Here is a 16,269-nt window from a genome sequence, read left to right as displayed (position 1 = left end):
CCGGTGACGACCCGGGTCATGCCGCGTTCCTCGCCGCGATCATCAGGTGCAGCCGGTCGGCCATGGCGCGGCCGAAGGCGGGGTCGTTGACGTGCAGGTCCAGCTCCTCGACCTCGACGGCCGAGCCGCGCAGCCCTTCGTCCAGGGCGTCGAAGCAGGACTCGTCGGCCTTGGGGTCGTGGAAGGGCGCGCCCTCGGCGTCGAGGGCGGAGACGCCGCGGCGCGGGACGAACAGCACGGTCGGGCCGGTGGCCGCGCTCAGCTTGACGGCCATCCGGCGGCCGAGCTCGGCCATCTCCTCGGCCGTGGTCCGCATCAGGGTCACGGTCGGGTTGTGGACGTACAGCAGGCGGTCGCCGAAGGACTCGGGGACGGTGTCGCGGGGACCGAAGTTGACCATGTCCAGCGCGCCGGGGGCGACCACCTGGGGCACGCCGCGCGCTCCGGCCGCGGTCAGCCGGCCGGGGCCCGCCGACAGGACCCCGCCGACCAGGTCGTCGGCGAGTTCGGTGGTGGTGAGGTCGAGCACGCCGGAGAGCAGGCCGCTCTGGGCCAGCGACTCCAGGGCCCGCCCGCCGGACCCGGTGGCGTGGAAGACCAGCACCTCGTAGCCGAGCTCGTCCAGCCGCGCCCTGGCGGCGTCGACCGCGGGCGTGGTCACGCCGAACATCGAGGCGGCCACGAGCGGGCGGTCGTCCTCGACGACCGGGGACGGGATGCTCACCATGCCGGCCATCGCCGCCGCGGCGTTGCCGAGGACGCGCACGGAGACGCGGTTGACCCCGGCGAGGTCGACGACGCTGTACATCAGCGTGACGTCCTTGGCCCCCACGTAGGGGGACACGTCGCCGGAGGCCATGGTCGAGACGATGAGCTTGGGCAGGCCGATCGGCAGGTCCCTGACGGCCCGCGCCGCGATCGAGGACCCGCCGCTGCCGCCCACCGCGAGCACGCCGTCGAGCCGGCCCTGGGCGTACAGCTCGGCGAGGACGGCCGCGGCGCCCTCCCCCATCGCCGTGACGGCCGCTCCCCGGTCGCCGGTCGCGCGCAGCGCCGCGACGTCGGTCCCGGCCGCGAGCGCGACCCGGTCGTTGCCGACGTCCGCGGGCACCCGCGCCTCACCGATGCCCGCGTCGACCAGGACGACGTCGCAGTCGAGGGCGAGTAACCGGTCGTGGAGCCAGGCGTACTCCCACCCCTTGGTGTCCAGCGTTCCCACCAGGCCTATCGTCGGCATCTCGCCCCACGCCTCTCTGTTCGCGGACCTTCTTCGCCACGTCGATCGTGTTGACCGTCCCGGGAGACGCGTACCGGACCCGATGGACGGTCTCCGCGGGGGGGGAGACCGTTCCGGTCCCCGCCCCCGAGACGTCTCACGGATCGCGGATCGCGCCCCCGCCGCCGGTCGGCGACGCGACCACCGGACGGAAGGGCCCGGTGGCGGGCGGGCCCTCCCTGGTGCTGCGCCGTCTCGTCGCTGTTGTGCTCTGTTACCCGTACGTACCGCTCAGAGGGCGGCGGAGAAGGTGCCGTAGTAGCCGCCCAGCTCCTGGCGGTAGACGCTCTGCCGGTACGTCGCCGCGTCGTACTCCGGCGCGTCCTGGATCTCCTGCTTGGTGCGCGCGATGTACATCTTGCGTTCCTGCCGGTCGATCCGGATCACCGTGCTGGCCGGGAGCACGACCTTCTTGCCGGAGAGCCAGGAACCGATGTCGGCCACGACGTAGCTGTCATCGGTCACATTGCTCTCCTCCTCCACCAGTCCGACCTTGCCGTCGACGGCCTCCACGTCGAAGCCGATGACGCTCATCGTCTCGTCGGGACCGTAAACGCCCTCGCGATAGCTCCACAGTCCTTCGCTCGTCATGTGCGGGCTCTCCTCATCGCGCAGTGTGTGGCCCCCCGCCTACCCGTGGCGGCCGAGGTAAACGGTGCATCGGATGGCCTTCTTACGCCAGGAGGCAGGGCCGTACCGCAGGCGAAAGAGCACCGGGAGGATCTTCGTTCGCGTCGAAGGGGGCAGGGGTTCGAATCTCCTCTGTGGCGGCCGATCTTCCCCGGCGTTCCGCTCGGTGTTCCGGTCCGCTGCCCTCGGCGTTCCGTTCGGTGTTCCACCTGCGTGGAGAGGTCGCCGCGCGGCGGCGGGCCGTACCGCAGTACGGGCGAGGCCACTAGAATGTGATTCTAGGATTGGCCGGTCTTCCGGCCCCGACCGCGAGGAGCCCACGTGCACGACGTCTCACCGGAACTCCGGGAACTCGGGGCCGTCTTCGACCACACCGCCGTCGCGGCACCGCGGATCAGGGATCTCCTGCCGATCTACCTTGACCTGCTGGGCGGGACCTTCCGCAGTGGCGGCGACAACCAGATCGGCGGCTACCGGGCCCTGCAGCTCACCTATCCCGGCGGCGGCAAGATCGAGCTGATGGAGCCGCTCGAGGGATCCCCCTTCTTCGACAGCTTCTTCGAGCTGACGCGCGGCCGGGGCGGCGTGCACCACCTCAACTTCCACGTGGACGACATCGACCTCGCCGTCTCCCTGCTCACCGATCGCGGCTACCGCCTGCACGGCCTCAACCGGGACGACCCGAGGTGGCGCGAGGTGTTCCTGCACCCCAAGGAGGCCCACGGCGTGCTGATCCAGCTCGCACAGCCCGGTCCGCGCGACTCCGTGCCCGTCCCCTCCCTCGACGAGGTGCTGGCCGGACGCGGATTCCGCGGCAACGGGATCCCCAGCCCCTCCTGAACACGGGACCATCATCGGGCGAGACGGGATCGCGAGGTCCTTCGCCCGGCGGACGGCGAGAGGGACAGATGACACGCAAGCCCGGCGGCTGGGAGTGGAGCCGCACGGCGCAGACCCGTACGAGCATGCTCAGGGCCGCCAGGGAGGTCTTCACCGAGCACGGTTTCACCGACGCCGGGGTGGCCGACGTCGTCGAGCGCGCCGGACTGAGCATCGGCAGCCTCTACCACCACTTCGGCGGCAAGACCGAGCTGTTCCTCGCGCTGTGGGAGGGGCACCAGGCCGAGCACGAGGAGAACGCGGCCTCCGCGGTGGCGAAGGCCCGCCAGGAGGGCGTCCGCGACCCCCTGGAGCTGTTCGTCGCCGGTGCCCGCGCCTTCCTCGAGGGGTCGTGGGAGCGGCGGGACCTGGCCCGGCTGTTCATGGACGGGGGCGGGCCCCCGGGGTTCGAGCTGATGCGCCGCACGCGCGGTCGCGAGTGGGTACGGCAGAACGGTGTCCTGCTCGGCGCGGGCGGCACCTCCCTCGACCGCCTGACGGCCGCCGTCCTGACGTCGGTCATCGGCGAGGCGGGCCGCGAGGTGGCGACCTGCGACAGCGAGGCGGAGGCGGAGCGGATCATCGAGGCGGCGATCGAGCTGATCCGCCGCCTCGACCCGCTGCGCGCCCCCTCGACCCCGGCTCCCTCACCCCCGGCCCCCTCTCCGGCCCGGGAAGCCGGGTCCGAGCCGCCGGGCTGAGGTCTTTTCATGCTGAGGTGCTTCTCATGTTGAGGTCTCACGTTGAGGTCCTCTCACACAGGGCGCGGTCGGCTGGAACGGTCACGCCGGGCGGGGTCCGGAGGTGCTCAGCCCAGGCGCACTCAGGCCCGGAGTGCTCAGACCGGGTCCCTCAGGCCCGGAGTAGTTAGACCGGGGGCGCTCAGACCCGAAATGCTCAGTCCGGGAGTGTTCAGTCCGGGGGCGCGGCGAGCAGGCTGTTGACGACGTCGCGAAGCGGGCCGACCAGATCGTCGGAGGTCGCGTCGCGCAGGGGTTGCAGCCCGACGGCCGACCGTACGACGGCGACGCCGACGCCGAGCGCGACCACGAGTTGCGCCCTCAGCAGGTTTTCCTCGTCGTTCCGTTCCCCCTGCGCGCCCGAGGCCTCAAGCACCTGCCGGCTGAAGTCCTGTAAGGCCTGCCTGCGCAGGCCGTCCACCCGCTCGTCCCCGGAGACGCGCAGCAACATCAGCACCGGGTGCTCGCCGAACTCCGGCCAGGCGTCGGCCGACAGCTGGCGGCTGAGAGCCTCGGCGAGGGCGGCGCTGTCGCGGGGGAACTCCTCTCCACCTCCCGGGAAGCGGGGGGTGGACGCCAGCGCCGCCTTGAACAGCCCTTCCTTCGAGTCGAAGTACCGTTTGATGAGCGCGAGGTTAACCCCGACGTCGGCGGCGACGTCCCGGAGCGTCGTGCGGTCGTACCCGAGACGGGTGAACCGGTCGTGGGCGGCCCGCAGGAGCGCCCGACGGGTCGCCGCCGCGTCCCGCTTCCGGGGACTCTCGGCCGCCTGTCCGGCGACAGGTGGGTCGGCGTCGCCCGACAGCGTCGCGGAGCCCGCGCCCGCAGGCCGCCGTCCCGCGGTGGACGGATCGGCGTCGCCCGGCGGCGTCGCGGAGCCCGCGCCAGGCCGGGGTCCGGTGGCAGGCCGAGGTCCAGCGGCAGGCGGGTCGGCGTCGCCGGAAGGCGTCGCGGGACCCGCGCCCGGCCGGGACCCGGCGGGCTCTCCGGCGCTGGGCGGGTCGGCGTCGCCGTCCGCGGGGCCGCCGGTTCCTCTCGTCGCCACCGGCGACCTCCTCCGCACGTCGTCCCGCACGAAACTCCGATGTCCCGTCGCGATACGGCTCGGCGACGGCACGCCGGACTAAGTAATCACTCGTTGACATACCCCTGGAACGTGGCTACGTTACCAAGTAATCAAGTGATGACTTAATTTCAGCAGTACAGAGGCCCTCAGGAAGGACGACGGTGGCCAAGCACGCTCTCCTCGTCATGGATGTCCAACGTGTCGTCGTCGACCGTTATCCCGATCCCGCCTACCTGCCGCGCCTGCGCGAGGCGATCGGCGCCGCCCGGGCGGGCGGCCTTACGGTGATCTACGCGGTTGTCGGGTTCCGCTCCGGATACCCGGAGGTCAGCGCCCGCAACAAGATGTTCGGCCCGCTCGCACGCGCCACGGGCACGGCCGGTGACGACGAGGCCACCCGGATCCATCCGGACGTGGCACCCGAACCCGGCGACATCGTCGTCACCAAGCGGCGCGTCAGCGCCTTCTCCGGCAGCGACCTCGACGTCCTGCTGCGGGCCGGCGACATCGGCCACCTCGTCCTGACCGGCATCGCCACGAGCGGCGTCGTGTTGTCCACCCTGCGCCAGGCGGCCGACCTGGACTTCGGCCTCACCGTCCTCGCCGACGGATGCCACGACGCCGACCCGGAGGTGCACCGGGTCCTCACGGAGAAGGTGTTCCCCCAGCAGGCGGAGGTCACGACCGTGGCCGACTGGGCGGCGGCACTCTGACCGAACGCCCGCCCCCATACCGGGCACGGCCGCAGGCACGAGCCGCAGACGCAGGCACGGACGCGGAAGCAAGCACGGACGCGGACGCGGACGCAGCCTGCGGACGCGAGTACGAACCGGGCACGGACACCGTCGGCGCCCCGCGTGCCATGTGCCACATGCCGCGTGTTGGGGCATGACGCCACCTGCTACGGCCTGACCTCGATGACGTCGACGCCGATCAGGTCGGCGACCGCGCGCAGGTCGGCGATCCGGTGGCCGGTGCCCAGGGCCCAGTGGTGGGAGATCCCGGTCGCGCTCCACGCGTCGGTCCACTCCCCCGGGTCGCACCCGAAGTCCACCCGCGAGGTGGTGTTGCCGATCCGCAGCAGCGGTCCCTCCACCGTGGCCCCCTCGGAGACCACGAACGCGAACGTCCCGTCGCGCCGCTGCAGCAGGCCCAGCGCGGTCACCGGACCGTGCGCCACGTCGAACTCCACCGACACGCCCCAGCCGCGCTTGCCGTGGTAGACGCCCAGCCCGCGCAGCAGCGGGCGCCGCGCGCCGATCGCGAGGTGGGCGGGACCGTCGTGCCCCATCTCCACGTGGCCGCACGCGAAGTCGAGCGCCTGCAGCTCGGTGAACGACCCGCCCGCGCCCAGCCGGTCCATGACCAGCATGGCCAGCGAGGTACGCAGCTCGTACTCGCCCACCGCGGGAACGCCCCGGGCGGTCAGCAGGGACGCCCCCAGGATCATCCCGGCGCCCAGCCGCTCGTGGATCTCCCCCTCCAGGCCACGGTGGTAGTAGGCGAGGCTGTCGAGGGCGAAGTCGTCCACCAGCCTGTCGAGCCCGACCGACACCCGCGCCGCCCAGGCGAGGTCGTCGTCCTTGACCGAGCCGTCCAGCTCGAAGACCTCCCGCGCCAGCTCGACGCGCTCCCCGACCTGCGCGTCGGTGACCTTCTCCACCCGTACGCGCAGGTCGTCGAACTCCAGGACCTCGACGTGGCCGCCCAGGTTCACCGGTACGAGGGTGAGATCGGTGGCCACGTCCAGCATTCCCGGGTACAGGTGGCCCATCAGGCCGTGCCTGCCCCGGCGCAGCGCCGCGCGTACCCCGGCCGCCCGTACCCACCGGCCGATCCTGGCCCAGGCGCGCTCGTCCTCCAGGTATCCCGACACCGACCGGAACGCGATCCCGGCCCGCATGAAGGTGTTGGCCATCTCCGGCAGCGGGCAGGCGCCGCAGTAGGCGAGCCACTGGCCGGTGTCGAAGCTCGCGTGGTCCATCGACTCGGTCGGCTGCAGGTTGATCAGCAGCACCGGCGCCCCGCTGCGCTGCGCCACCGGCAGCAGCATGGTCGCGGTCATGTACGTGGTGAGGAAGCCGACGATGATGTCGCAACCGGCCTCGCGCAGCCGTTCCGCCGCGACCGCGCCCTCCTGCGCGTCGGAGACGAACCCCACGTCGACGACGTCGCAGCCCAGCTCCCGCATCCGCTCGGAGACACGTGCCGACGAGCGCCGCAGCTGCGGCAGCAGGTCGGGGAACTGCGGCCAGTAGGCTCCCAGCCCCCCGGCCACGAGGCCCACCTTCGTGCGCGGGACGGTCACCCGGTCGAGCGTGGCGGTCATCGCGTTCTCCTCTCGCACCCCGGCGTCGCGAAGGGCATCGGGCGCGCACGGACATCAGGCGCGGGCACCGGGTGCGCACGGGCATCGGACGCAAGTGCCGGGCGTGCGTGGGCACCGGACGCAGGCGTCGGGCACGCACGGACATCGGACGCGGGCACAATGCGCGCACGGACATGAAGCGCGGGCATCAGGCGCCCCAGCCCGCCTGGGCGCCGCCGACCCGGTCGGCGGCGATCTTCTCGAAGTAGCCCGACCTGGCGTACGCCGCCATCGGGTCGGGGTCCAGTCCCAGCTCGGCGCGTACCTCGGCCAGCAGGGGCCGCACGTCGGTGTTGTAGGCGTCCATGACGACCGCGTTGGCCCCGAGCACGTCCCCGGCCGACTGCGCGGCGGCGAGCGCCTCGCGGTCGACCAGCAGCGCCTTGGCGGTGGCCTCCTGCACGTTCATCACCGACCGGATCTGCCCGGCGATCTTCGGCTCGATGTTGTGACACTGGTCCAGCATGAACGCGACGTCCTCGGTGAACCCGCCCCCGCCGATCACCTCGACCATGATGCGGAACAGCTGGAACGGGTCGGCCGCCCCCGCCATCAGGTCGTCGTCGGCGTAGAAGCGGGAGTTGAAGTCGAAGCCGCCCAGCTTGCCCTCGCGCAGCAGGAACGCCACGATGAACTCGATGTTGGTACCCGGCGCGTGGTGGCCGGTGTCGACCACGACCTGCGCCTTGGGCCCCAGCTTCAGGCAGTGCGCGTACGCCGTCCCCCAGTCGGGCACGTCGGTGGCGTAGAACGCGGGCTCGAAAAGCTTGTACTCCAGCAGGAAGCGCTGGTTCTCGCCCAGCCGCTCGTACACCCTCCCCAGCGCCTCGGCGAGCCGGTCCTGGCGGGCGCGGAGGTCGTCCTGGCCGGGGTAGTTGATCCCGTCGGAGAACCACAGCTTCAGCGTGTCCGACCCGGTGGCGTCCATGATGTCCACGCAGTCCAGCAGGTGCGCGAGGGCCTTGGCCCGCACCCGCGCGTCCGGGTGGGTCACGCTGCCCAGCATGTAGTCGTCGTCCTGGAACACGTTGGAGTTGATCGCCCCGATCCGCACCCCCAGTCCCGACGCGTGCGCGGCCAGCGCGGCGTAGTTGTCGACCCGGTCCCACGGGATGTGCAGCGCCACCTGCGGCGCCACCCCGGTGAACGCGTGCACCTGCGCGGCGTCCGCGAGCTTCTCGAACGGGTCCCTCGGCACCCCCCGCTGCGCGAACACCTTGAACCGCGTGCCCGAGTTGCCGTACGCCCATGAGGGGGTCTCGATGACCTGAGCCCGCAGCGAATCCTTGATCATGAATCGGTCCCCGATCAGTTGAGGTGGAAGACTTCCTCGAGCGAGACCATGCCCTCGTCGGGACGGCCGTCGAGGCTCTCGAAGAACGGCGCCATCTCGGCCTGCCACCGGGCGTTGACCTCGGTCGCGGCCATGGCCTCGCGGGCGGCCTCGAAGTCCTCGGTCTCCAGATAGCCGACCAGCAGCCCGTCCTCCCGCAGGAAGAGCGAGTAGTTGTGCCAGCCGGTGGCGCTCAGCGCGTCGAGCATCTCCGGCCACACGGCGCGGTGGCGCTCGCGGTACTCAGCCAGGCGCTCCGGCCGTACCTTCAGCAGGAAGCAGACACGCTGCATGGGCCGGCCTTTCCTGGGTGCGGCCCGCGCCTTCCGGGTACGGGCCGCGCCGACGGCGTCAGAAGTCGAACTGGTCGATGTTGGAGGCGTCGAAGGTGAACGGCGGGCCGAGGATGATCTCGCCGTCCTTGCCGATCGTCCGCTCGCCGAGCTTCCCGGCCTTCAGGACCTCGCCCTCGGCCCCGGTGATCTGCCCGGAGGCCAGTGCCGCCGCCGCGTACGAGGCCAGGTAGCCCAGGTCCTTGGGGTTCCACAGCGCGAACTTCTCGACCGTCTTGTCCTTGACGAACTGGCGCATCTGGTTGGGGGTGCCCAGCCCGGTCAGCACGACCTCGCCCTTGTACTTGGAGCCGGAGATGTAGCGCGCCGCCGCCGAGATGCCCACCGTGGTCGGCGAGATGATCCCCTTCAGGTCCGGGTACGCCTGCAGCAGGCCCTGGGTCTCCTGGAAGGACTTCTGGTCGTCGTCGTCACCGTAAGCGACCTTGACCAGCTTCATGTCCTTGTACTCGGGCTTGCCGAGCTCGTCCTTCATGAACTCGATCCAGGTGTTCTGGTTGGTCGCGTTCGCCGTCGCCGACAGGATCGCCACCTCCCCCTTGCCGCCGATCAGCTCCGACAGGAGCTTCACCTGGCTGCGGCCGATCTCCTCGGAGTTGGCCTGGTTGATGAACAGGTCGCGGCACTCCTTGGAGGCGTCGGAGTCGTAGGAGACGATCTTCGTCCCCTTCGCCCGCGCCTGCTGCAGCGGCCCGCACACCGCGTTGGCGTCGTTGGCCGCGATCAGGATCGCGTCGTGCCCCTGCTGGGTCAGCGTGTTGATGTACGACACCTGCGAGGACGCCGACGCGTCGGAGGGGCCGACCTCCTTGGCCTCCGCCTTGAACTCCGCCGCCGCCTCGATCCCCGCCTTGTCCACGATCGTCTCGTACGGGTTGTTGATCTGCTTCGGCAGGAAGGCGATCTTCAGCCCTTCCTTGATCGGCGCGTTCGGGTCGGCCTTCGCCGGGGCGGACGACGCGGGGGCCGCCGGGGCCGCCGAGCTCGCCGAGTCCTTGGTGGTGCCACCACCGCAGGCGGCGAGCGCGATCGACAGCAGGCCGGCCACCATCGCGGCGGGAACGGACCTTCGCGAAACAGTGAACATAAGCGCTTCCTCAGGAAGTGGGGGGTGGTCGGACTCCTACGAAAAAACGATTTAACCGGTTGAGCTGGACAGTAGAACCAAGCTCCGGCAGGTGTCAATGGCACATGAACGTGCCGTTTCCTTAGCGTTACACGACCTCCACCTCGGGCGGCCCGGCTCCCCCGGGCGACCCTTCCGGGTCCGCGTCCCGGCAGCCTGGCCGCCATCCGTTGCCACGTTTTAACCGTTTCGGCACCTGGCGGGGCGTGAATCCCCCGAACGGCGTCTCCCGGCGGCCGGGGAGAGAACCCTCCCCCTCGTCCCGTGCGATAGATGAGGTGTGAGCCTTTTCCCTCCATGGCGGCGGGATCCTCCCCCCGTCACCGCCGAGAGCGACGACGCGGAGCTGATCGCCGCGATCGCCGCCGAGAGCATGCCCGCGCTGCGCATCCTGCACCGGCGGCACGCCCCCTGGCTGCGGGCCCGCCTGGCACGCCGCTGCGCCGACCCCGACGCGGTCGACGACGCCCTACAGGACACCTTCATGGCCGTCTGGCGCTCCGCCGCGCGCTTCAGCCCGGCCGGCGGCGACGCCGCCGGATGGCTCTGGACGATCGCGATGCGCAGGCTCGTCTCGGTGCTGCGCGGTCGCGGGGCGCGCTGGATCGGCCAGGGCCACGACCTCGACGAGGCACGGAGCACCGTCGAGTCGGCCGAGGACCTGGTCCTGGTCGGCGTGGAGCACGGTGACCTCGACGCGGCGATGCGCAGGCTCACCCCCGAGCTCCGCGCGGTCATCCAGGCCACCGTGCTCGACGGCCTCACCGTCAGGGAGGCCGCCCACCTCCTCGGTATCCCCGAGGGCACCGTCAAGACCCGCGCGATGCGCGCGAGGGCGCGTCTGCGAAGGGACCTGGCATGAGCGTGTACGACGAGCCCGGAGAGGACGGCGGCCGATGAGCACCTGGCACATCCCCGGCGATCTGCTGGACGGATACCTGGCCGGAGAGCTGGACCCGGTGCGGGCCATGTCGGTCGACGCGCACCTCGGGGGCTGCCCGGTCTGCCGGGCGGCCGTCCCGTACGAGGAGGAGTGGCTCGAAAGCTCCTGGCAGCGGCTTGAGGACCGGGCCGGCCTGCCCAGGCCGCGTCCGGCCGAGCGGCTGCTGCGCCTCGCCGGGCTGCCCGGCCACGTGGCGCGGCTGGTGACGGTGACGCCGGCGCTCGGCAGGGCGTGGCTCGCCGCCGTGCTGGCGGTGCTCGCCTTCGGCGTGCTCGCGGCGAGGCACACGGCCGACGCCCTGCCGTTCTTCCTGGTGGCCGCCCCGGTGCTGCCGCTGGCCGGTATCGCCGCCGCCAACGGCCCGCGCGTCGACCCCGTCCACGAACTGCTGGCCGCCACCCCCCTGTCGGGACCGCGCCTGCTGCTCGTCCGCTCGGCCGCCGTCCTCGCGGTGGCGTTCGTGCTGGCCGGGCTCGCCTCGCCGCTGCTGCCCGCCCCGCCGGGACTGAGCGCCGCGTGGCTGCTGCCCGCGCTCGCGGCGACCTCGGGCTGCCTGGCCCTGTCCACCCGGCTGTCCGTACCGGTCGCCGCGCTCACCACGGGCGGGCTGTGGCTGACCGGTATCGCCGTCGCGGCCGAGGCCGGCGGCGACTGGCGGGTCCCGTTCCAGCCGGGCGCGCAGCTCCTGTACGGCTGCGCGGCCGCCCTCCTCACCGTACTCGTCCACCGGCGGCGCGGCCGCCTCGACCCGGGGGAGCCCCGTTGAGCATCACCGTGAAGGGCCTGGTCAAGCACTACGGCCGCAACCGAGTCCTGGACGGCCTCGACCTGGCCGTCACCCCGGGCGTCACCGGGCTGCTCGGGCCGAACGGAGCGGGCAAGACGACGCTGCTGCGCTGCCTGGCCACCACGCTCGCCCCCGACTCCGGCACCGTCGACATCCTCGGCCTGGACCCCCGGGACCGGCTCCAGCGCACGGCTCTGCGCCGCAGGCTCGGCTACCTGCCGCAGGACCCCGGCCACTACCCGCACTTCACCGCGTTCGACCTGGTCGATTACGTGGCGATCCTGAAGGAGATCACCGACCGGCGCGAGCGCCACGGCGAGGTGCGGCGGGTGCTGGCGGAGGTGGGGCTGTCGGACCAGGCGAAGGTGCGCGCGCGCAAGTTGTCCGGCGGCATGCGCCAGCGCCTGGCGCTCGCGCAGGCGCTGCTGGGCGAGCCGGACGTGCTGATCCTGGACGAGCCGACCGTGGGTCTCGACCCCGAGCAGCGGATGCGGTTCAGGGCGCTGGTGTCGAAGGTGGGCGAGAGCCGTACCGTGCTGCTGTCCACCCACCAGACCGAGGACGTCGCGGCGTTGTGCGAGCGGGTGGTGACCGTGGACGGGGGCAGGGTGGTCTTCGACGGGACGCCCGGCGAGCTCGCCGTGACGGCGGCCGGGCGGGTGTGGCTGTCCGAACGGCCTCCGGCCGGGCCACACCTGTTCTGGCGCACGGCCGACGGCCGCTACCGCACCCTCGGCGACCGGCCGGAGGACGGCGTACCGGCGGAGGCGGGGGTCGAGGACGGCTACCTGCTCCTGCTCGGCGACCGCGGACGGGCGGCGGTCGCGTGACCGGCCACCCGGCCGGAAACCCGACCGGTCACGACGCCCGGCACGGCGCCGAACACGCTGTCAGACGCGGTGCCGGACACGACGTCCGACACGACACCGGACACAACGCCGGACACGACACCCGACACGACACCGGACGCGGTGCCGGACGCGGTGCCGGACACGACGCCGGACACGGTGCCGGACACGACACCCGACACGACGCCGGACGCGGTACGGCGGGCCGCGAGGAGGATCGGGACGCGGGCGCCGAAGCCGTCCGCGTCCCCTCCCGCCGTGCACCGGTTCTCCCCCGCCGCGGAACGTCATGGGAGCTGTTCGTCTTCGAGACACGCCGCCTGACGCGGAGCCCGATCCTGTGGGGTACGGCGGCGCTCGTCCTGACGGTGCAGACGTACCTGAGCCACGACCAGCAGCCGGACATGGGCGTCGATCCGATCGCCGCGACGGGCATGGCGTCCTGCCTGGCCGGAGCCGTGCTGCTCGTGGCGAACCTCGCCGCCTCCCGCGACGGCCGGCACGGCATGCCGGAGAGCCTCGCCGGGCTGCCCTCCGGCGCGGAACACCGGACGAGGGCCGTGCTGTTCGCGGCGCCGCTGGCCGGCGGCCTGGCGGCGGCCGTGGTGCTCGGCCTCCATCTCGTCGTCCGCCTCCTGTCGGGGCCCGTCGCCGGGACGCTGGACCTCTACGAGCCGCTGGCCGCGGTGGCCGCCTCGGCGTTCGCGGCGGCGCTGGGGGTGGCGGTGGGCCGGTGGCTGCCCTGGCTGATCGCCGGGCCGATGGTCATCGCGGCGCTCGGGTTCCTGATCTTCCAGAATCCGGCCAACGGGCCGGCGGGCTGGTGGCTGCCGGTGATGCAGCACCACTACCCCGACTGGCCCGACCGGCCCTCCGGCGTACACCTGGTCTACGTGCTCGCCCTGGTCGTCCTGGCCGGCGGGATCGCGTCGCTGAGACACGGGATCCGGCCGGCACCGCTGGTCGCGGTGGTCGCGGCCGTCGCCGTGGCGGTGCCCGCGGGGGCCACGGCGGCCTCGGTACGGCAGGGGGCCCCGACCGGCTCCGGCTGGGCGGCCAGGGCCGATGTCGATCCACGCCTCCGGGACCGCTTCCTCGGGCCGGACGCGCACCGGTGCGAGGAGCGCGCCGGGATCACCTACTGCGCCTATCCCGGGTACGTCCCGTGGATCCCGCTGTGGGAGGAGGCCATCGGGCCGGTGGTGCGGGCCGTACCGCCGGAGCGGAGGCATCTGGTGCCACCGGTCCGGCAGATGACCTCGTCCTGGTTCTTCGGTGAGGACATCGAGTCTCGCGCCATACGGCCGAGCATGTCCTGGGGTCATCCCGACCAGCGGAAACGACTCGCCGAGGACCTGTCGCTCAACGTCGCGGGATTTCACCTCTCGTGCGACGCCCGAGGGCAGGCGCGCACCCTGGTGATGCTCTGGCTGGTCGGGCAGACGTCACCGATCACGCGGCCCGGGTCGCTGCGGATCGACAGCAGGCTGAGCAGGAGGAGCCTGGTCGACTACGGCGACACCGAGGTCGGTTACGCCAGGCGGCTCCTCGCCACCCCCGGCGCGCGCGAGCGCGTCCGGACCCACTGGGACACGCTCATGAGACCCTCCACCACGCTCGAACGAGCGCTGCCGCTGCTGGGTCTCGACCGGGAGTTCCCCATCTCGAAACCGGAGGGCACACCATGTCGCTGACGATCGGAGCACGGAAGATCGAAGCCCAGGAGATCAGAGAGCAGGAGATCGGAGAACAGGAAGTCGAAGGGCAGGAGATCGGAGGCCAGGAAGTCGAAGCACGGGAAGTCGAAGGGCGGGAAGCCGAAGCACGGGAGATCAAAGGGCGGGAGGTCGAAGGGCGGGAGGTCGAAGGGCGGGAAGGAGTGCGGCGGGAAGGAACGCGGTGGGTGGCCGGGAGCGGGGATCCCCCGGCGAGCTCCGCCGAGCCCGGGACCCTGCGGACACACTCACCCTTCCCCCTGACCGAAGCCCGACGGGCGCGCACGCCCCTCACGCCGACCCGAACCCGACAGACACACACAACCCTCACCCCGACCGGGACCAGCCAGACACGCGCGTCCCTTACGCCGACCCGAACCCAACGGACACGCACGGCCCTCACCCTGATCGGGCCGCTCGTGCGGGCGATCGACTGGGCGCCGCTCGCGGCCGTCACCGTTTTCACCGCCGCCCTGGTGTCGCTGGTCGAGGCCGGGAACGAGCTGTCGGTCGGTACCGCGCTCAACCTGATGCGGATCGGCGGCGTCCTGCTCGGCGGAGCGGCGGCGTTCGCGCTGGTCGACCCCGTGGCCGCCAACGCGGGACCGGCTCCCGTACCCCGCTGGGTCCGGCAGGGGCTGCGCTGCCTGCTCTCCGGCTCCGTCGCGATGGCCGTCTGGCTGGGCGCCTTCGCCGTCGTCGTCTCCCGCCTTCCCTCGGGGCAGTTGTTCCCGCTCCCCGATCTGCTGGTCGAGGCCGTCGTGGGCCTGGGGACCGGGCTCGCCGTCGCGGCGACCGCCGCCCGGTTCACCTCGGGAAGGCAGGCCGCCCTCGCCGCCGTCGTGGCCCACCTCGTGCTCGTCCTGGTCACCATGCTCCTGCCCGCCGGGGTCCAGCTGTGGCCGCCGACGTGCGGGTACGGGCACTGGTACGAGGCGCATCGCTTCTGGCTGGTCATGTCGCCGCTCCCGCTGCTGTGGCTGGCGGTGGCGAACAGGGACGTCCGCTGACCGGAGACCCGTCCTCGAAGGGGCCTCGCGGGGTTCCCTCTCCCCCGGAGCCGAACCCGTGATCTGAATGACCCCAATCAGCGATGAATGGGAAATTCCTCACCATTCGATGTGCCGGAGAACCCGCCCGCGAGCGGGTGACGGAAATCACCCGGCCGGAGAATTACCCCGTCCGGCCATGTGAGCACTATGACGCGGACCGGCTCCCGAATGGCCGCTTACATAAAGGCGTCCACGGTTCACGGATCGGGGAGGGACTACCGTCATGTCGCGTAAGCGTCGCGACATCACCGGCAACGGCGGCAACGACACCACCGACGGCGGGCCGGACTCCGGCAGCTGCGGCGGGGAGACCGAGGTCAACTGCGAGCTGCAGGGGAAGTCGCCTGGCCGCACGGGAGCGGGCCAGGTCAGGGGACGGGGTGACGGCACTGCTGGGGCGGTGCCGCCACCCCGCCCCCGGGACCGAGACCCCGGGACCGGGATACGCGGGACCGGGATCCATGGGGACCGGTGCGTCACACGGCTCGGGACACGCGGAACCGGTGCCACCACCGCGGCCCGGAACGGCCTCCCGCGCCCTGGATGCGTCCGGGGCGCGGGAGGCCGCTATTTTCCGAACATGACGATCGCCCGTTCACTGCTGTTGTTCGCGCTGGCGGCCGTCGCCGAGATCGGCGGCGCCTGGCTGGTCTGGCAGGGGGTCCGCGAGCAACGGGGACTGCTGTGGATCGCCGCTGGGGTCGTCGCGCTGGGGGCGTACGGGTTCGTCGCCGCGTTCCAGCCCGACGCGAACTTCGGCCGGGTCCTGGCCGCCTACGGCGGGGTGTTCATCGCCGGGTCCCTGCTGTGGGGGATGCTGGCCGACGGCTTCCGCCCGGACCGGTGGGACCTGATCGGCGCGGGCGTATGCCTGGCGGGGGTCGCTCTGATCATGTACGCCCCGCGCGGGTGACTCCGGAGAGTCCGTCACGAGAGGACCGGAGGAAAGCCCGCGTGGCCAAACCGGGAGAGACCGAAGGAGAGCCCGCCTAACCGACCCCGGGGAGACCCGGAGGAAACTCGCACGGCCAAACCGGGAGAGACCGAAGGAAAACCCGCCTGACCGACCCCGGGGAGACCTGCAGGAAACCCGCATGACCAAGCCCGGAGAGACCGGAGGAAAGCCCACTGGCCGATCCCGGAGGGACCCGGG

16 protein-coding genes are annotated in these 16,269 nt (G+C 72.0%); 9 read left to right on the top strand and 7 right to left on the bottom strand.

Annotated elements, in window-relative coordinates:
• Positions 1-16: 16 nt before the first annotated feature.
• Together ABT053_RS24630 and ABT053_RS24625 are read right to left on the bottom strand one after the other, a co-directional pair.
• Positions 17-1,237: a Tm-1-like ATP-binding domain-containing protein gene (locus tag ABT053_RS24630; protein WP_350971681.1), complete on the bottom strand. Its 1,221-nt coding sequence runs from the start codon at positions 1,235-1,237 to the stop codon at positions 17-19.
• 270 nt (positions 1,238-1,507) lie between these two features.
• Complete coding sequence (locus ABT053_RS24625; protein ID WP_350971680.1) at positions 1,508-1,867, bottom strand: PRC-barrel domain containing protein; 360 nt, start codon at positions 1,865-1,867, stop codon at positions 1,508-1,510.
• Positions 1,868-2,227: 360 nt separating this feature from the next.
• On the opposite strand from ABT053_RS24625, the gene ABT053_RS24620 reads away from it, so the two are divergent.
• Together ABT053_RS24620 and ABT053_RS24615 are read left to right on the top strand one after the other, a co-directional pair.
• The gene (locus ABT053_RS24620) at positions 2,228-2,746 is read left to right on the top strand and encodes a VOC family protein (RefSeq protein WP_350971678.1); all 519 of its coding nucleotides are present in this window, start codon (positions 2,228-2,230) and stop codon (positions 2,744-2,746) included.
• 68 nt (positions 2,747-2,814) lie between these two features.
• Entirely contained in the window at positions 2,815-3,486 is a 672-nt protein-coding gene (locus ABT053_RS24615) for a TetR/AcrR family transcriptional regulator (RefSeq protein WP_350971675.1), read from the top strand.
• 211 nt (positions 3,487-3,697) lie between these two features.
• Here the strand turns inward: ABT053_RS24615 and ABT053_RS24610 are convergent, their stop codons facing one another.
• Positions 3,698-4,570 carry a TetR/AcrR family transcriptional regulator gene (locus ABT053_RS24610; RefSeq protein ID WP_350971673.1) on the bottom strand — a complete coding sequence of 291 codons (873 nt, stop codon included), beginning with the start codon at positions 4,568-4,570 and terminating at the stop codon, positions 3,698-3,700.
• A gap of 206 nt (positions 4,571-4,776) precedes the next feature.
• Here ABT053_RS24610 and ABT053_RS24605 point away from each other — a divergent pair, with 206 nt between their 5' ends.
• Positions 4,777-5,304: a cysteine hydrolase family protein gene (locus ABT053_RS24605; RefSeq protein WP_350971671.1), complete on the top strand. Its 528-nt coding sequence runs from the start codon at positions 4,777-4,779 to the stop codon at positions 5,302-5,304.
• A 188-nt stretch (positions 5,305-5,492) separates the two neighbouring features.
• Here ABT053_RS24605 and ABT053_RS24600 read toward each other — a convergent pair whose 3' ends face one another.
• The 4 genes from ABT053_RS24600 to rhaS all read right to left on the bottom strand — a co-directional run bounded on the left by ABT053_RS24600 (position 5,493) and on the right by rhaS (position 9,732).
• Positions 5,493-6,920, bottom strand: coding sequence for an L-fucose/L-arabinose isomerase family protein (locus ABT053_RS24600; RefSeq protein WP_350971669.1), 1,428 nt, complete (start codon positions 6,918-6,920; stop codon positions 5,493-5,495).
• 187 nt (positions 6,921-7,107) lie between these two features.
• Complete coding sequence (gene rhaI, locus ABT053_RS24595) at positions 7,108-8,253, bottom strand: L-rhamnose isomerase (RefSeq protein ID WP_350971667.1); 1,146 nt, start codon at positions 8,251-8,253, stop codon at positions 7,108-7,110.
• Between the two features lie 14 nt (positions 8,254-8,267).
• On the bottom strand, positions 8,268-8,585 hold the full coding sequence (locus ABT053_RS24590; protein ID WP_350971665.1) for an L-rhamnose mutarotase: 318 nt from the start codon (positions 8,583-8,585) through the stop codon (positions 8,268-8,270).
• Between the two features lie 58 nt (positions 8,586-8,643).
• On the bottom strand, positions 8,644-9,732 hold the full coding sequence (rhaS, locus tag ABT053_RS24585) for a rhamnose ABC transporter substrate-binding protein (protein WP_344745985.1): 1,089 nt from the start codon (positions 9,730-9,732) through the stop codon (positions 8,644-8,646).
• A gap of 319 nt (positions 9,733-10,051) precedes the next feature.
• On the opposite strand from rhaS, the gene ABT053_RS24580 reads away from it, so the two are divergent.
• The 6 genes from ABT053_RS24580 (at position 10,052) to ABT053_RS24555 (ending at position 16,029) form a co-directional block, all read left to right on the top strand.
• Entirely contained in the window at positions 10,052-10,633 is a 582-nt protein-coding gene (locus ABT053_RS24580; protein WP_350971663.1) for an RNA polymerase sigma factor, read from the top strand.
• 34 nt (positions 10,634-10,667) lie between these two features.
• Positions 10,668-11,480: a zf-HC2 domain-containing protein gene (locus tag ABT053_RS24575; RefSeq protein ID WP_350971662.1), complete on the top strand. Its 813-nt coding sequence runs from the start codon at positions 10,668-10,670 to the stop codon at positions 11,478-11,480.
• On the top strand, positions 11,477-12,331 hold the full coding sequence (locus ABT053_RS24570) for an ABC transporter ATP-binding protein (protein ID WP_350971660.1): 855 nt from the start codon (positions 11,477-11,479) through the stop codon (positions 12,329-12,331). The genes ABT053_RS24575 and ABT053_RS24570 overlap by 4 nt, the downstream gene beginning before the upstream one ends.
• A 386-nt stretch (positions 12,332-12,717) precedes the next feature.
• Complete coding sequence (locus ABT053_RS24565; RefSeq protein WP_350971658.1) at positions 12,718-14,043, top strand: hypothetical protein; 1,326 nt, start codon at positions 12,718-12,720, stop codon at positions 14,041-14,043.
• Between the two features lie 440 nt (positions 14,044-14,483).
• Complete coding sequence (locus tag ABT053_RS24560; RefSeq protein WP_350971657.1) at positions 14,484-15,074, top strand: hypothetical protein; 591 nt, start codon at positions 14,484-14,486, stop codon at positions 15,072-15,074.
• A gap of 622 nt (positions 15,075-15,696) precedes the next feature.
• Positions 15,697-16,029 carry a YnfA family protein gene (locus ABT053_RS24555; protein ID WP_350971655.1) on the top strand — a complete coding sequence of 111 codons (333 nt, stop codon included), beginning with the start codon at positions 15,697-15,699 and terminating at the stop codon, positions 16,027-16,029.
• Positions 16,030-16,269 lie beyond the last annotated feature (240 nt).

It is taken from the genome of Streptosporangium sp. NPDC002524 (assembly GCF_040295985.1).
Taxonomy (GTDB): domain Bacteria; phylum Actinomycetota; class Actinomycetes; order Streptosporangiales; family Streptosporangiaceae; genus Streptosporangium.
This window is presented reverse-complemented; position numbering and strand designations above follow the sequence as displayed.

What these genes read in the sequence shown, in the direction of transcription:
- rhaS (WP_344745985.1), bottom strand. Translation starts at nt 9,732, where the DNA reads ATGTTCACTGTTTCGCGAAGGTCCGTTCCCGCCGCGATGGTGGCCGGC.
- ABT053_RS24605 (WP_350971671.1), top strand. Translation starts at nt 4,777, where the DNA reads ATGGATGTCCAACGTGTCGTCGTCGACCGTTATCCCGATCCCGCCTAC.
- ABT053_RS24575 (WP_350971662.1), top strand. Translation starts at nt 10,668, where the DNA reads ATGAGCACCTGGCACATCCCCGGCGATCTGCTGGACGGATACCTGGCC.
- ABT053_RS24630 (WP_350971681.1), bottom strand. Translation starts at nt 1,237, where the DNA reads ATGCCGACGATAGGCCTGGTGGGAACGCTGGACACCAAGGGGTGGGAG.
- ABT053_RS24590 (WP_350971665.1), bottom strand. Translation starts at nt 8,585, where the DNA reads ATGCAGCGTGTCTGCTTCCTGCTGAAGGTACGGCCGGAGCGCCTGGCT.
- ABT053_RS24555 (WP_350971655.1), top strand. Translation starts at nt 15,697, where the DNA reads ATGACGATCGCCCGTTCACTGCTGTTGTTCGCGCTGGCGGCCGTCGCC.
- ABT053_RS24615 (WP_350971675.1), top strand. Translation starts at nt 2,815, where the DNA reads ATGACACGCAAGCCCGGCGGCTGGGAGTGGAGCCGCACGGCGCAGACC.
- ABT053_RS24600 (WP_350971669.1), bottom strand. Translation starts at nt 6,920, where the DNA reads ATGACCGCCACGCTCGACCGGGTGACCGTCCCGCGCACGAAGGTGGGC.
- rhaI (WP_350971667.1), bottom strand. Translation starts at nt 8,253, where the DNA reads ATGATCAAGGATTCGCTGCGGGCTCAGGTCATCGAGACCCCCTCATGG.
- ABT053_RS24625 (WP_350971680.1), bottom strand. Translation starts at nt 1,867, where the DNA reads ATGACGAGCGAAGGACTGTGGAGCTATCGCGAGGGCGTTTACGGTCCC.